Below are 13,806 nucleotides of genomic sequence, written 5' to 3'. Positions count from 1 at the left end.
CGGGGGAAGAGGAACCGGATAGAAACTCTGCCCCCGTGCGCACTCAGAACCCGTAGCGCAGGCCGACATTGACGCTGAACGTGTCGATATCGTCCTCGACAGAGCCGGTGGAGGCTCCGTTGGGTGCCACGCGGTTTGTTGAGACGTCGAAGGCACGAGAATAGCGGGTATCGAGGGTTAATGCAGTGGTTTCGTTGACCTCATAAGCCACGCCGGCGATGACTTGGGCTGCAAAGTTCGTCTCACTGTCGTCCAGCCGCACGCCCGGCCCGTAAGAGATGTCGATATCGGAATAGGTTACGCCAAGACCCAGACCCACATAGGGTGTGAAAGCGCTGTTTTGCTTGATGTCGAACAGCACATTGCCAAACAGCGAGGTCTGCGTGATATCGCCCGATGTATTCCCCTCGTTCCCCGGCCCGTTGCCTGAGAAATTGACGCCGTCCACGTCGTTGTCGCGGTAGGACAATTCCAGTTCGACCCGGGTGCCGATGCGGTCATTAGACCATTGTGGAATTTCCTTGCCAACGGCGATACCCAGCCCATAGCCCGCGTCAAAATCGGTGTCCACGGATTGTGGCGATCCGTTGACCGTGCCGCCGAAGTTGCTGTCTTGCAATTGGCTGTAGCCTGCGAAGCCCTGAATATAAAGGCCATCAGTCAGGCTTTGGGCAGCCAGTGCCGACGCGCTGACCGTCAGGGCCGCCGAGGCGAGAATGAGACGAGAAACCATAACCATGTCCTTTGTTCCGAATTGGGTACAAGGCACATGTGGGCAATTGAGACGCGAAAAGAAGGCGCGGGAGCTTCACGTTGAGTCACAGGTTATTTGCACGGAGTGAGTGAATAAATCCGCCTTGAATTTCAGATTTGATCTTTTCTGGGCTTGGGCGCTTTGGCCTCGTTCATCAGCGGAGCGGTCAAAAGCTCTTCGACAAAGAAACTGAGCAGTTGAAGCCGCCCCGTGACATCTGCCTTACGATAAATCGCTGCGCTTTGTGCCTTGATCGTCCCTTCTTTGGTCTGCCTGAGTTCAGCGATTTCTGCGATGGACAGCCCTTTGATGGACAGCAGCGCGACATCACGTTCAGCGTCGCTGAGTTGCCATTCGCTGAACTGGTTGTCGATGATTTGGGCAAAGGCACCCTGCGCCACACCAAGCTGACGCTGCATTTCGCGCACGCGTCGATTTTGCGTGCGTATCAGGGTAATGGTTGCGGCCAGTCCCCCCATCAGCGCCAGCGACAGAACCAGTTCAAACCCGTGCAGATGGCGGAACCCAGCACTTTCGCCTCCGGTCCAATCCAGGATCGCGTCGGTCAAGAAAAAGGCGGCGCAGAGGGCCTGCACCACCAGAAGGAGCCAGAGTAAAGACGTCTGTGAGAGCTTCATGGCGCTCCTTTGATTTCGCGCGGTCAGTCGTCGTCTTTTTCGATTTCGATGGCGGTCACCTCGCCATCCGTCTCGGTCAGGACCAGTTCAGTTTCCACGCCATCCTTGCTAAGTTCAACCTCGATCTCACCATCTTCGAACTCGATCTCCTCGATCTGGTATCCCTGCGCCTCTAGGGTCGCCCGGATTTCGGCCTCGCTGGTTCCCAGTTTGTCGCCAAGCCCTACGTTGGCCAGAGCCAGGGCCGGGGCAGTTACGATCAGGCCGGTCAGTGTCAGCATCTTGAAGGTTTCCATATCGCATCTCCTTTTGTGCATTGCGTCGATGCGATCGAACTGGGGATGGCCCCCGGCTGCTGCGATTGGATTTTGGTTGAAACTGGCGGGTTTAAACCAAGGTTTACGCCGCAATTTCAACGAAACAGGGGCATTTAGGCCTTACGGTTCTGAACGCAACCAATTTGTGGTAGGGTGTTGTCGGGGGAATAATCTACAGGCATGCGACCAACGACGTCGGGATTTTCAGACTGTGCATAACAGGAGAAGACGATGGGTTTTACTGATTGGTACATTGAAGGCGATGCTTTTGGGAACTGCAATTGCGGGTATGCATGCCCTTGCCAGTTCGAAGAATTGCCAACCCATGGCCATTGCCGCGGGTTTGAAGTGTTGGAAGTTTCAAAGGGGCATTTTGGCGACACGGATCTAAGTGGTACGAAGGCTGCTCTTATCTATGCCTGGCCGGGTCCCATTTTCGAGGGCGGCGGTGAGATGCAGGTGATCATCGATCCAAGTGCCTCGGACGCCCAACGCGCCGCATTGGAAAAGGTCTTTCACGGCGAAGAGACCGAGGAAATGGCGACCCACTGGCACGTTTTCCGTACGATGTGCGACAACGTTCATGAGACTCTGTATGTGCCGATTGATTTTGAGATGGACATGGACGGGCGTACGGCCCAGGTCACCATCGGGGATGTGCTGAAATCTTCCGGCGAACCGATTCAGGCACCGCATGGCGGTGGCCCGCATCGCGTACGGATCGATATCCCCGGCGGTATCGAATTCACCCTGGCCGAGATCGGCAGCGCGTCGACCAAGGCAGACGCGGCGATCAAACTGGACCTGAACGACAGCTACGGTCAGTGGCATGTCATGAAGCACGGGCCGACAGGGGTGGCGCACTGATTGTCGAGCAGCGCCGCATTTGTCCAAAACCCGAATTGCGGCGCAGTTCCCACTACATATCGAGTGTTCGAGCGCCTTTGAATGTCTCGAACCCGTTGGTTGTCTCGGTCAGTTCTGCCTCGTAATGGGCAATCATTGACATTGCAATGGGCTCGATCTGCTCGTGCCAGACTGGCCCTTCGTAGAAGTCATTCTTTAACCGTTCTCTTGCTTCCAAAGAGGGGAAAGCGCGCATCCAGTGTACTTTGTTGGCATCCTCCAGATCGCGGAGTGGCCCAAAAACAAGCATGCCTGCATCGCGCAGAGCAACGCGGTTATGTTTTTCAAAAAACGCAATAAATTCCTCCCGGAGGCCGGGTTTCAGCGTGTAATGACGAATTTCCAGGATCATTGCATTGCCTCACAGAAGAACTCTTTAACTGTCGCCATGGTTCGAGGACGTTTCAAGGGCAGTCCAAACAAAAAAAAAGACCCCGGCTGAAACCGGGGTCTTTCCTGTTCGAAATAGAAAGGCAGATTACTCTGCGCTTTCCTCTTTCTTTTCTTTCTTCTCGGGAACGATCTCTTCACCGGTTTCCTGATCGACCACTTTCATCGACAGGCGCACCTTGCCGCGATCGTCAAAGCCCAGCAGCTTGACTTTCACTTCCTGACCTTCCTTCAGCACATCTGACGGATGGTTCAGGCGGCGATTTTCGATCTGGGACACGTGCACCAGACCGTCACGCTTGCCAAAGAAGTTCACGAAGGCACCGAAGTCGACGATCTTGACCACTTTACCGGTGTAGATCTGACCTTCTTCCGGCTCAGCAACGATCGAGTGGATCATCTCATAGGCCTTCTTGATCGATTCACCGTCGGGCGAGGCGATCTTGATCACACCGTCGTCGTTGATGTCGACCTTGGCACCCGAAACCTCGACGATCTCGCGGATCACCTTACCGCCCGAGCCGATCACTTCACGGATCTTGTCGGTCGGGATGTTCATGGTCTCGATGCGCGGGGCGTGGACCGAGAATTCGTTGGTCTCGGACAGGGCTTTGCCCATCTCACCCAGGATGTGCATCCGGCCGTCCTTGGCTTGCGCCAGGGCTTTCTCCATGATCTCAGGCGTGATGCCCGCAACCTTGATGTCCATCTGCAGCGAGGTGATGCCGTTTTCGGTACCAGCCACTTTGAAGTCCATGTCGCCGAGGTGGTCTTCGTCACCCAAAATGTCCGACAGGATGGCATAATCGCCGTCATCTTCCAGGATCAGACCCATGGCCACACCGGCAACCGGTGCTTTCAGCGGAACGCCCGCATCCATCATCGACAGCGAACCGCCGCAGACCGACGCCATCGAGGACGAGCCGTTGGATTCAGTGATCTCGGACACGATGCGGATCGTGTAGGGGAAGTCGGTCGCCGCAGGCAGAACCGCCTGCAGGGCGCGCCATGCCAGCTTACCGTGGCCGATCTCACGACGGCCGGGGCCGCCAACGCGGCCAACTTCACCAACCGAATAGGGAGGGAAGTTGTAGTGCAGCAGGAAGTTCGATTTGAAATTGCCATGCAGCGCGTCGATGAACTGTTCATCATCACCAGTGCCCAGCGTGGTCACGGCCAGCGCCTGCGTTTCACCACGGGTGAACAGAGCGGAACCGTGCGTGCGCGGCAGCATCGAGGTTTCTGCAACGATCGAACGGATATCGGTGGTCGAACGACCGTCGATCCGCTTGCCGCCTTTGACGACGTCGCCGCGCAGAATGCCAGCTTCCAGCTTTTTCATCGCGGAACCGAGGTTGCCGTCTTCCAGCTGCTCTTCGGTCAGCGCTTCTTTGATCGCTTCACGGGCAGCGGCAACAGCGGCGGTGCGCTCCTGCTTGTCGGTGATCGCGAAGGCGGCGCGCATCTGCTCTTCACCGGCGGCCTTAACGGCAGCGGACAGTTCGGAGTAATCCGGTGCCTGGAAGTCGAACGGCTCTTTCGCGGCTTCCTCAGCCAGCGAGATGATCAGGTCGATAACCGGCTGGATCTGCTCATGCGCAAAGTTAACCGCGCCCAGCATTTCCGCTTCGGACAGCTCGTAGGCTTCCGATTCCACCATCATCACGGCGTCTTTGGTGCCGGCAACAACCAGGTCAAGACGCTGTTCAGGGTTCAGGCGCAGGTCCTGCATGTCGTCGACGGTCGGGTTCAGAACGTATTCGCCATCCTCGAAACCAACGCGGGCACCGGCGATCGGGCCGCGGAACGGCGCGCCGGAAATGGTCAGAGCAGCCGAGGCAGCGATCATCGCAACGATGTCGGGATCGTTGACCAGATCGTGGCTCAGCACGGTGCACATCACCAAAACTTCGTTCTTGAAGCCGTCAACAAACAGCGGGCGGATCGGACGGTCGATCAGACGCGCGGTCAGCGTCTCTTTCTCGGTCGGGCGCGCCTCGCGCTTGAAGAAGCCACCCGGAACCTTACCGGCGGCATAGTATTTTTCCTGATAATGCACGGTCAGCGGGAAAAAGTCCTGACCGGGTTTTTGTGCCCGCGCAAAGGTCACGTTTGCCATGACGCTGGTCTCGCCCAGCGTGGCAATCACGCTGCCGTCCGCCTGACGGGCAACTTTGCCGGTTTCCAGTGTCAGCGTCTCTTCGCCCCACTGCATAGATTTCTTTGTTACATCAAACATATGCGTATCCTAGATGGGAGCGCTCCCGGCCCTCCGGGTCTCCCGTTTGCATGGCGGCCCCATTGCCGCCGACCCCATTTTAACTTTCGTCTGAGTGCCGGGGTCAGGGCACAACGTCTCAGATATCGCGCGCATACATGAGATTGCGCCCAAAGGAAAGCGAAACCGAACCGGGTTGGCGGTCTGCCGCCCTGCTGAATTCGTGATGATGCCGGCATGGACCTGGGGTGGTACAGGCCGCTAAGGTACGGGGGCATTTCGGGTTTCGGGCGGAGAATGCAGATGACGGCCTGGCTAAGGATTATACCGCTGGCATTGCTGGGTTTCATCGGCCCGGTTTCGGCCGCGCCAGGTGCTGCGTTGGATTGGGCCGCGCTGCCGGACCCGTCGGTCCAGACCTATGACGACCCGTTTCGCGCGCTTACCCCCGAGCAATTTGATGATCTATTATTCGCGGTCCGCCTACGCGGCAGATTGCAGCAAGACGTCGGCAGCGCGAAAGACCGCCAGAAATGGCAAACACTTCTGATGGAAACCGAAGATGCCCTTGCCGCCGACCAGATTGACGTCGACTGGCTGCTGTCCCAGCGCGAATACGTGTCCGAGCGCCGAAACAGGGCCAACACAAGCGGCAATCCGGGTCTTGACGGTCAGACGGTGACCCTGATGGGTTATGCCATTCCTGCGCCATCGGATGAAGATGGCCAATCGGTGGCTTATCTGGTGCCTAAGCCCGGCATGTGCAGTCACCTGCCACCACCCGCGCCGAACCAGATGATCCGGTTGAAATTGCGCAACGGCTGGACACCGGCCTATACGCATGAGCCGGTGCGCCTGACCGGGCAACTGGTAATCGATCCTTCGGACCATGAGATGAACGTCGTTGACGGGCTAATGCCGATGCGTGCCACATTCCGGATGGATGTCGACCTTGTCGAGACGCTGGAAAATCAAGAGGGTCAATCCACCTGGACGCCATCCCTCAGGGACCGGTTGCGCGCGGCGGGCAGTCGTAAAACCCGTGGGGCGCCGTTACAGGATTAATTGCCCGTTTTGCCGTTTTTGGCAGTAAAACCCCGAAAATTGCGCGGATTTGGCGAAATTTTGATGATCGTGTAAGCTCTTACCAGAAGACTCGCGGTCGACATGACGGGAAACGCGCCAAGGGAAAACCAGAAAACTTGCCGTCCACCGACCGAAGACCTTGGCGTTTGCACGCAGCAAACTGAGGGAAAGTCGAATGGCACAAACCAAGAAAATGCTGGATCCGGATCCACGGATCTACGATTTCGAGACCGAATATGAGCTTGGACAGGATAACGTCCGGCCCTTCGGTCTGGATATCCACAACCCGGTCTTTCTGATCTCAAGTATCCTGATCTTTGCCTTTGTTCTGATCGCCTTAGCCAACCAAGAGGCCGCAGCGACGTTCTTTGGCTGGCTCCGGCCCTGGCTGACAAGCACGTTTGATTGGTTCCTGGTCCTGTCTGTGGACGCGATTACTCTGTTCTGCCTGGTGCTGATCATCCTGCCCGTGGGCAAGGTCCGGATCGGCGGCAAGGACGCCAAACCCGACTATTCCTATGCTGGCTGGATCGCGATGATGTTCGCTGCCGGTATCGGCATCGGCCTGCTGTTCTTTGGCGTGATGGAGCCGGTCTATTACAACTTTGCCGAAGATGGCAACGCCGTGCCACTAGGCATTGATATCGCGGTACCCGGAAATGAATATGCGGGTGTCGTTGGTACCATTCACCACTGGGGTCTTGAAGGTTGGGCGGTTTACGCCGCAGTGGGTCTTAGCCTTGCGATCTTCAGCTACAACCTGGGCCTGCCGTTGACCCTTCGGTCTGCGTTCTACCCGATCCTGGGTGAGCGAGTCTGGGGCTGGTGGGGCCATTTCATCGATACGCTGGCCGTCTTTGCCACCCTGTTCGGCCTGACCACATCATTGGGTCTGGGCGCGCAGCAGGTTGCGGCGGGGCTGTACGAAGTGTTCGGCATCGAATCCAGCCCGACCGTCGTTGTCCTGCTTATTATTGGCATCACCATGATTGCACTGGGCTCGGTCCTGATGGGTATGGATGCAGGCGTCAAACGGCTGAGTGAGATCAACATGATCATGGCCGTAGGGCTGTTCATTTTCGTCATTGTTGTCACTGGAATTGGCACAGCCATCACACGGTATTTCAACGTGATGACGGATTATGTGCTGCACCTGCCAGCGCTGTCCAACCCGTTCGGACGTGAGGATACCAGCTACTTCCATGGCTGGACCACCTTCTACTGGGCGTGGTGGATCGCATGGTCACCGTTTGTGGGCATGTTTATTGCCCGTATCTCGAAGGGCCGCACGGTACGTGAATTCGTCATCTGCGCCCTGCTTGCGCCGACAGCGGTTTGCGCCCTGTGGATGTCGACATTTGGCGGTGCAGCCATCGACATGCTGAACGCAGGCGGAGCGGAAGGTGTTCGCGCCACGGTGATCGACAGTTATGCCCCCGAAGGCGCGCTGTTCGGCTTCCTGAAAGAGCTGCCACTGTATAGCATCGTGGCCCCAATTGCGCTGGTCCTAATCGTGGTGTTCTTTGTGACCTCGTCGGACTCGGGTTCGCTGGTGATCGACACGATCACGGCGGGCGGCAAGATGGACGCCCCCGTCATCCAGCGCGTGTTCTGGTGTACGCTCGAAGGTCTGGTCGCCATCGCATTGCTGTTGGGCGGTGGCCTTGCCGCCTTGCAAGGCGCAGCGGTGTCGACAGGTATCCCCTTCACGCTGGTGGTTCTGATCATGTGCTATTGCCTATGGCTGGCACTGAAATCAGAGAAGGCGAAGATGTGAGGTAATCCCTAACACAACGGAAGCGCTCGCCATCAGGCGGGCGTTTTTTTGTTGCGCCTTAGGTCGGTTCTCGGCCTAAAATCTGAAAGCTTTGTTTTGCTATCAAACAGAAGAATTCTAAGCGGGTAATTCGCCGAACAGAGGTTTTTGATTGCTCTGATGCCGCTGGACAAGCTTTCGCATTTGTTTGCCCTTTTGGGGAATATAACGTGCCGACAGCGCCTGAACCTGCGGGTCGCCGCATCCGGGAAACAAATCCATTATCTCTTGCCGGGCCTCTTCCGAGACTGATTTTAGGGCTTCTGGCCCTGTAAAAAGGCTTTCCGTTGGTGTGCCGTTGGACCAGATGATTTCATGCGTATCGAACAGAAGATGGAAATACACCACCCCGTCTGATGTGTTTTCCAATGTCTCAACGCCGTCAAGCGGAAGAAGCTTGTTCGCTGGGATCAAGATATCCTTACAATTAAACATGCGCAGAGCGACCGTTGAGGAAACAAGAACACGATGCTGTGGTGAGACGACAAGATCCTGCTTGGGGTATCCTGCCCCCAAGGCACCGGCGCGGATCAGAATCGGTTTAAGTCTCGGCTGGGCCTCCAGTTCAGCGTTGCTGAGACATCGTGACCCGATCCATCGGATAGGTTTATGGCCATGATCATAGGTCAGAACCTGATCTGACACTTGCAGGTCCTCGACCCGCCTTGGACCCTGAAGCGTTTCAATAAGGGTTCCGGACGCAAAGCATAGCACGTCCACAAACTCGCCGCTTGCGTTTGTTGGGCCCGTTTGTGACTGGTTGATGTCAATTTCGTTTTGCCCGCTATCATTCCAAGCCGCAGCAATTGCATCGGTGTTTACGGTCAATCCATTGAACAGCGCCAGCGGTTCCAGCGGCCCATTGTTCACCTTCACGCCAAACAGCGCGATGGTTCCGTCCGGATTTACCTCTAACCGGACGACGGGCTCCCCATTCGTGTTTCCCAGCTGCCAAACGGCAGGTGTGTCGATCTCATACCTGTCACCGTCAGCAAACTGAACCGTTTGGCCCGCGGTTCCAGGTATCTGAAATTGAAGCTCATTTGGGGCTCCGGCAGGCCCGCCGACAAACAGATCGACGTCATTGATCTGAAGACTGAAACTGTTGTCCAGACTATCGAAGTCAATAACGAATCCGCCACCAGGGGACGTATCTGTAAAGTCGGTGGAGCCACCACCACTGATGCTGAAGTCTGTCATTTAATTTCTTCGATCCCAAATCTTACGCGGACACAAAATCCATGTGCGGGGGTTCAATCAAGGCCGCAATTAGGTCATTTCGGGGCATCGAGAAAGTGTGTTCCGACGCTAAGGTTGGCGAAGTGTAAAGAAAAACTGTATTCGTTTCAGCACGTTCGCGATTCATGCGCTTTACCATCATTGGCAAGGGTAAAACAAAAAAACGCCCGCCAAAAAGGCGGGCGTCTGAATTGTACCAGCTGTACAGTCCGATCTTAACGGCGGATGCCCAGCTTTTTGATCAGGTCCTGATATCGTGCTTCTTCCTTGCCCTTCAGGTAGTCCAGCAGCTTACGACGCTGGGCGACCATCTTCAGCAGACCGCGACGACCGTGGTTGTCTTTTTTGTGGGTCTTGAAGTGCTCAGTCAGGGTGGTGATGCGCGAGGTCAGGATGGCAACTTGGACTTCTGGCGAACCGGTGTCGCCGTCCTTGGTTGCGAATTCTTTCATAACGCGTGCTTTTTCAGCGGCAGTAATCGACATCGGGGTCTCCTTTAAAAGGTTAGAGTTGATGGCGCAGGCCGGGATGTCGTCCAGCACAGGCCCATGGAGAAGACCGCACCGATTCCGATGCGGATGCGCGCGTATAAGCGTAATTTTGGTGAATGGCAAAAGGATTCTTCGGGCTCAGCCCAATGCGACCAGCTGTGCCAGATCGATCTCAGAGATCAGCTGAATGTCGTCGGCCGTCAACCCTTCGGCCCCCAGCAGCTGCGCCACATCCTGCCCGTCGATTAGCACATGTGTCAGATTCTCGTTTTCAGCTTCAGTTTCGATCTGAATGTCGGGGTCTTCCTGACCATCCCATGATACAAACAGCTTGTCCTGGCCGGGTTGGAAATCCATCACGGTCACCGCTTCATCCTCGGCTTCGGGGGTCAGGATAATCTCATCCGCGCCGTCGCCGCCGGTGACGATGTCGCCGCTATCGGCCAGAATCGTATCCTGGCCATCGCCGCCGTTCAGGAAATCGACAGCGTCTACTTCTTCTTCGCCGTTTAATATGTCGTCGCCGTCGCCGCCAAAAAGAACATCCTCACCCGCGCCGCCGTCCAGTATGTCGTTGCCATACCCGCCGTGCAGCGCGTCATCGCCATCACCACCGTCCAACGTGTCATCGTCCTGCCCGCCATAGAGCGTATCTTCACCCTCGCCCCCCTCCAGCTGATCTGCGCCGGAATGACCATAAAGCATGTCAACGTCTTCACCCCCGGTCAGCAGGTCATCCCCATCCTCGCCATGCAGAATATCGTCGCCCGTGCCTCCTGACACGAAATCCGCCCCTTCACCGGCGAACAGCACGTCATTGCCGGCACTGCCGTCGATGGTGTCATCCCCACTATATCCATTGACTTGGTCGTCCCCGTCCTGACCGGTCAGCACATCCGCCTCTTCGGTTCCGGCAATGACCAGATCGCCTTCAAATTCGGACAGGATGGTTCCGGTCGATGGTTCCTGTTCTTCCGCGGTGTCTTGGGACGTGGTCGGGTCTTCGTCGGTTTCATTGATCTCAAGGTACTTGCCGTCAGAGACCTCATCAGGCTGATCGTCAATGCTGTCATCATCTTCGGGCGTGTCTTCGGGGACAAACGCGTCGCTCATGGCAAAGGCTGCGCCACCGACAGCGGCCAGACTTAGAAATCCGATCAGAAACATGGGAACCCTCCGTAAACGTACTGCCCCGAGGGTAAATGTCTCATGCGGTCAAGCACTTGGTCAAAGCCAAGCTGATCTCGTGGTTAACCTTTTGTCACCACGGTTCGGGTTGTTGAGTATAGGCGATATAGAGCGGGTGTTTCGGGTGTCCGCCCTTGGTCAGCCCCAGGTGAAACAGTGGTTGGCCGGTGCCGCGCAGCAAGGTTTCCACCGCCGGGCCGCGATCCAGATGCGCACCATGGGTGCCCCAGGCGGCAATGACCTGATCGGCCCATTCGACGCCGTCCAGAATCGCCGCGTCATTCGCAGGCCCCACTGGATCGGTGGCGGCGCGCATCTTGCGCGGATCTGTGTCGCGCCACGCAAAGATGTTGGTCACCTGAAACGCCCCGAACCCCAGCGCCCGCGCCCGCCGTTCACAGCGTTCGACGGTGGGGTCGTTCTGCACCTCGGTCGCGGTTGAGGGGTTCAGCATCACGAACAGCGCCTTGCATCCCTCCGGGTCCCAGATGCGGGTCAGGCTATAGCGATACTTCTCGCAATCGGAATAAATGGCGGTCGAGGGCGCATCGCCCTTGGTATGCGTTCGGGTGATCATGCCCTTCGCCTAACACGTGGCTCAGGCGACGAACACCCGGCTGGGGTGCAATTCGCCGGATTTATAGATGCCCACGGCCACAGCCTTGCCATCCAGCGAGGCCCATGCCTCGTCGCCGTATTCCACGTCCGAGGCCAGCACCATACCCGGGTTGCCGTTGCGCAGGCGAGTGGCCCCTTCGGGGGTACATTTCAGTTCGGGCAGATCCGACAGACCGGTTTCCAGCGGATGCAGATACTCGTCCAACGCGGTTGTCTTGGCCATTTCGTCGATCTGTTCGATGCTCAAACCGTCCTCGGCCTCAAACGGGCCGGACCAGATGCGGCGGAGGACTTTGACGTGGCCGTGGCATCCCAGTGCCGCCCCCAGATCGCGGGCGATCGAGCGGACATAACCGCCTTTGCCACAGGTCATTTCCAGTACGACGTGATCTTCATCGGGGCGGTCGACGAGGATCAGTTCCTCAACCCATAGGGGGCGGGCGGTCAGTGCCACATCCTCGCCATCGCGGGCCAGCTTATAAGCGCGCTGGCCGTCAATCTTCACTGCCGAGAACTTGGGCGGAACCTGCATGATCTCACCCAAAAAAGGGACCAATGCCTGTTTGATATCCTCATCCGAGGGGCGCGCATCGCTTTGTGCAATCACTTCGCCCTCGGCATCGTCGGTATTGGTGGCCTGACCCAGACGCACGGTGAATGTGTAGGCTTTCAGCGCGTCGGTGATGTAGGGAACGGTCTTGGTCGCCTCCCCCAATGCCACGGCCAGAACACCGGTCGCTTCGGGGTCCAGCGTGCCTGCATGGCCCGCTTTTTTCGCGTCCATCGCCCAGCGTACCTTGTTGACCACCGCGGTCGAGGTCATGCCCGCAGGCTTGTCCACCACCAGCCAGCCGGAAATGTCGCGACCCTTGCGTTTACGTCCCATCTTGCACCTTGCCCTTTGCTGAGGCGCGCGACCTAACGGATCACCCGGGTCCTGTCAATTTCCCGGTGTGTCTTCGACCACACCCACGATTGGTCCCAGCGAAAAGCCAACGTCCGAGCGGTTGCTGGCCCGGTCGTACATGCGTGAAATATTGCCATCGAAGAACAGCGCATTCGGCGTTTCCAGCACGTCGCGGAAAAGGCTGCCGAATTCATGAAAAGTGACGTAGTCATCCGAGATTGCGAACACCGCCCGCGTGCCATCGGCGCTGGTGCCCACCCCGTTGCGCACATAGAGCGAGGTCGAGTCAGGCAGAAAGCGTGGATGTAGCTCTCCGTCGATCACCAGCATCGGGCCGGATTGGGTGGCAAACCGGCAGTCGGGGGCCTGTTCGACGAAATCCAGCGTCTCGAACACATCGGCACGACCGTCGCGGATGCAGAACACGCCGTTGGGCAGCAGGCCGAAATTGCCGGGGCCGGGATTCGGGATCACGCGCATGACCTCTTCGCCCTCTTCGACATAGTGGCCGACGGGCGAGCGGTCGTCGTGATACATACCGGCGTTCATCCCAAAGGCCAGACGCTTTCCACTGGGTTCAAGCGCCTCGTTCACCGATGAGAAATGCCCCAGCAGGTCGTCATTTTCGTCGTTCAGAAACAGGCGCAGGTCTTCATTGGCGGCGTCCACCTCGCAAACGGTATACCGCTTATTCTCGTGGGTCAGCTTTTCGCAGGTGACCGCGCCGGCCTGCACGGCCCAGAAAACCGCGCCCAACGTGACCAGTGTGCGGATCACTCGTCCAGATCGCGGCGCACCGCGTCCTGATTGAACATGCGGCGGGTGTCGTCCAGACGATCGAAAGTATCATCCAGACGGAACCGCAGATCGGGCGAAAACTTAAGGTTGAGCTTTTTGCCGATCACGCGCCGCAACTCGCCCTTGTTGCGAGCGAGCAGTTCGATCACATCTTCCTGCCCTTTGCCTCCAAGGGGCAGCACATAAGCGGTGGCGATCTTCAGATCGGGCGAGGTGTGCACCTCACCTACAGTGATTGACATGCGGTTCAGGTCGGGGTCGTGGACATCTCCGCGCGCCAGAACCTCGGACAGGGTGCGTCGGATCAGTTCGCCGACGCGCAACTGTCGTTGGGAGGGGCCGGGGCCATCGTGGAATTTGTTCTTTGCCATATCCCCGATCTAAGCGCAAAGCTGGGCTTTGCCAAGCGGGCGCGAACCGGGTAGGAGGCTTTGAGCCGA

General features: G+C 57.4%; 15 protein-coding genes. 3 read left to right on the top strand and 12 right to left on the bottom strand.

Annotated elements, in window-relative coordinates; genetic code table 11:
* Nucleotides 1-43: 43 nt before the first annotated feature.
* From ACR0B8_RS10535 to ACR0B8_RS10525, 3 genes are all read right to left on the bottom strand, one after another.
* Nucleotides 44-733, bottom strand: coding sequence for an outer membrane protein (locus ACR0B8_RS10535; RefSeq protein ID WP_170360744.1), 690 nt, complete (start codon nt 731-733; stop codon nt 44-46).
* A gap of 131 nt (nt 734-864) precedes the next feature.
* Nucleotides 865-1,392, bottom strand: a complete 528-nt coding sequence (locus ACR0B8_RS10530) for a helix-turn-helix transcriptional regulator (RefSeq protein ID WP_226689106.1) — start codon at nt 1,390-1,392, stop codon at nt 865-867.
* A 23-nt stretch (nt 1,393-1,415) separates the two neighbouring features.
* A complete protein-coding gene (locus ACR0B8_RS10525; RefSeq protein WP_170549908.1) occupies nt 1,416-1,688 on the bottom strand; it encodes a PepSY domain-containing protein in 273 nt (90 codons plus the stop codon).
* A gap of 252 nt (nt 1,689-1,940) precedes the next feature.
* Between ACR0B8_RS10525 and ACR0B8_RS10520 the strand changes: the two genes are divergently transcribed.
* Nucleotides 1,941-2,576 carry a DUF1326 domain-containing protein gene (locus tag ACR0B8_RS10520; RefSeq protein ID WP_170360738.1) on the top strand — a complete coding sequence of 212 codons (636 nt, stop codon included), beginning with the start codon at nt 1,941-1,943 and terminating at the stop codon, nt 2,574-2,576.
* A 52-nt stretch (nt 2,577-2,628) separates the two neighbouring features.
* Here the strand turns inward: ACR0B8_RS10520 and ACR0B8_RS10515 are convergent, their stop codons facing one another.
* Both ACR0B8_RS10515 and pnp read right to left on the bottom strand, forming a co-directional pair.
* Nucleotides 2,629-2,967: an NIPSNAP family protein gene (locus ACR0B8_RS10515; RefSeq protein WP_226689107.1), complete on the bottom strand. Its 339-nt coding sequence runs from the start codon at nt 2,965-2,967 to the stop codon at nt 2,629-2,631.
* A 126-nt stretch (nt 2,968-3,093) separates the two neighbouring features.
* Nucleotides 3,094-5,244 (bottom strand): polyribonucleotide nucleotidyltransferase, encoded by a 2,151-nt coding sequence (gene pnp / locus ACR0B8_RS10510; RefSeq protein ID WP_170410729.1) that lies wholly within the window; start codon nt 5,242-5,244, stop codon nt 3,094-3,096.
* A 282-nt stretch (nt 5,245-5,526) separates the two neighbouring features.
* Between pnp and ACR0B8_RS10505 the strand changes: the two genes are divergently transcribed.
* The gene (locus ACR0B8_RS10505; RefSeq protein WP_226689108.1) at nt 5,527-6,288 is read left to right on the top strand and encodes a DUF3299 domain-containing protein; all 762 of its coding nucleotides are present in this window, start codon (nt 5,527-5,529) and stop codon (nt 6,286-6,288) included.
* A gap of 196 nt (nt 6,289-6,484) precedes the next feature.
* Complete coding sequence (locus ACR0B8_RS10500) at nt 6,485-8,086, top strand: BCCT family transporter (RefSeq protein ID WP_170360729.1); 1,602 nt, start codon at nt 6,485-6,487, stop codon at nt 8,084-8,086.
* A gap of 117 nt (nt 8,087-8,203) precedes the next feature.
* On the opposite strand, the gene ACR0B8_RS10495 is transcribed toward ACR0B8_RS10500, so the two are convergent.
* From ACR0B8_RS10495 to rbfA, 7 genes are all read right to left on the bottom strand, one after another.
* Nucleotides 8,204-9,325, bottom strand: a complete 1,122-nt coding sequence (locus ACR0B8_RS10495) for a Hint domain-containing protein (protein WP_480658580.1) — start codon at nt 9,323-9,325, stop codon at nt 8,204-8,206.
* Between the two features lie 254 nt (nt 9,326-9,579).
* Entirely contained in the window at nt 9,580-9,849 is a 270-nt protein-coding gene (gene rpsO, locus ACR0B8_RS10490) for a 30S ribosomal protein S15 (protein ID WP_008757925.1), read from the bottom strand.
* 144 nt (nt 9,850-9,993) lie between these two features.
* Nucleotides 9,994-11,022: a calcium-binding protein gene (locus ACR0B8_RS10485; RefSeq protein WP_480658582.1), complete on the bottom strand. Its 1,029-nt coding sequence runs from the start codon at nt 11,020-11,022 to the stop codon at nt 9,994-9,996.
* Between the two features lie 94 nt (nt 11,023-11,116).
* The gene (locus ACR0B8_RS10480) at nt 11,117-11,620 is read right to left on the bottom strand and encodes a DUF1643 domain-containing protein (RefSeq protein ID WP_170360724.1); all 504 of its coding nucleotides are present in this window, start codon (nt 11,618-11,620) and stop codon (nt 11,117-11,119) included.
* Between the two features lie 21 nt (nt 11,621-11,641).
* The gene (gene truB, locus ACR0B8_RS10475; protein WP_226689111.1) at nt 11,642-12,547 is read right to left on the bottom strand and encodes a tRNA pseudouridine(55) synthase TruB; all 906 of its coding nucleotides are present in this window, start codon (nt 12,545-12,547) and stop codon (nt 11,642-11,644) included.
* Nucleotides 12,548-12,601: 54 nt separating this feature from the next.
* The gene (locus ACR0B8_RS10470; protein WP_226689112.1) at nt 12,602-13,345 is read right to left on the bottom strand and encodes a phosphodiester glycosidase family protein; all 744 of its coding nucleotides are present in this window, start codon (nt 13,343-13,345) and stop codon (nt 12,602-12,604) included.
* Nucleotides 13,342-13,737, bottom strand: a complete 396-nt coding sequence (gene rbfA / locus ACR0B8_RS10465; protein ID WP_480658585.1) for a 30S ribosome-binding factor RbfA — start codon at nt 13,735-13,737, stop codon at nt 13,342-13,344. The genes ACR0B8_RS10470 and rbfA overlap by 4 nt, the downstream gene beginning before the upstream one ends.
* Nucleotides 13,738-13,806 lie beyond the last annotated feature (69 nt).

The sequence above is a fragment of the Ruegeria sp. BH6 genome (assembly GCF_056538105.1).
The sequence above is the reverse complement of the archived record's forward strand: the minus strand, read 5'-3'. Positions and strand labels throughout refer to the sequence as shown.

Excerpts from the sequence above, each read along its gene's own strand:
- ACR0B8_RS10505 (WP_226689108.1), top strand. The coding sequence starts at position 5,527 with ATGACGGCCTGGCTAAGGATTATACCGCTGGCATTGCTGGGTTTCATC.
- rpsO (WP_008757925.1), bottom strand. The coding sequence starts at position 9,849 with ATGTCGATTACTGCCGCTGAAAAAGCACGCGTTATGAAAGAATTCGCA.
- rbfA (WP_480658585.1), bottom strand. The coding sequence starts at position 13,737 with ATGGCAAAGAACAAATTCCACGATGGCCCCGGCCCCTCCCAACGACAG.
- ACR0B8_RS10485 (WP_480658582.1), bottom strand. The coding sequence starts at position 11,022 with ATGTTTCTGATCGGATTTCTAAGTCTGGCCGCTGTCGGTGGCGCAGCC.
- ACR0B8_RS10495 (WP_480658580.1), bottom strand. The coding sequence starts at position 9,325 with ATGACAGACTTCAGCATCAGTGGTGGTGGCTCCACCGACTTTACAGAT.
- ACR0B8_RS10530 (WP_226689106.1), bottom strand. The coding sequence starts at position 1,392 with ATGAAGCTCTCACAGACGTCTTTACTCTGGCTCCTTCTGGTGGTGCAG.
- ACR0B8_RS10520 (WP_170360738.1), top strand. The coding sequence starts at position 1,941 with ATGGGTTTTACTGATTGGTACATTGAAGGCGATGCTTTTGGGAACTGC.
- ACR0B8_RS10515 (WP_226689107.1), bottom strand. The coding sequence starts at position 2,967 with ATGATCCTGGAAATTCGTCATTACACGCTGAAACCCGGCCTCCGGGAG.
- truB (WP_226689111.1), bottom strand. The coding sequence starts at position 12,547 with ATGGGACGTAAACGCAAGGGTCGCGACATTTCCGGCTGGCTGGTGGTG.
- ACR0B8_RS10535 (WP_170360744.1), bottom strand. The coding sequence starts at position 733 with ATGGTTTCTCGTCTCATTCTCGCCTCGGCGGCCCTGACGGTCAGCGCG.
- ACR0B8_RS10480 (WP_170360724.1), bottom strand. The coding sequence starts at position 11,620 with ATGATCACCCGAACGCATACCAAGGGCGATGCGCCCTCGACCGCCATT.
- pnp (WP_170410729.1), bottom strand. The coding sequence starts at position 5,244 with ATGTTTGATGTAACAAAGAAATCTATGCAGTGGGGCGAAGAGACGCTG.
- ACR0B8_RS10500 (WP_170360729.1), top strand. The coding sequence starts at position 6,485 with ATGGCACAAACCAAGAAAATGCTGGATCCGGATCCACGGATCTACGAT.
- ACR0B8_RS10525 (WP_170549908.1), bottom strand. The coding sequence starts at position 1,688 with ATGGAAACCTTCAAGATGCTGACACTGACCGGCCTGATCGTAACTGCC.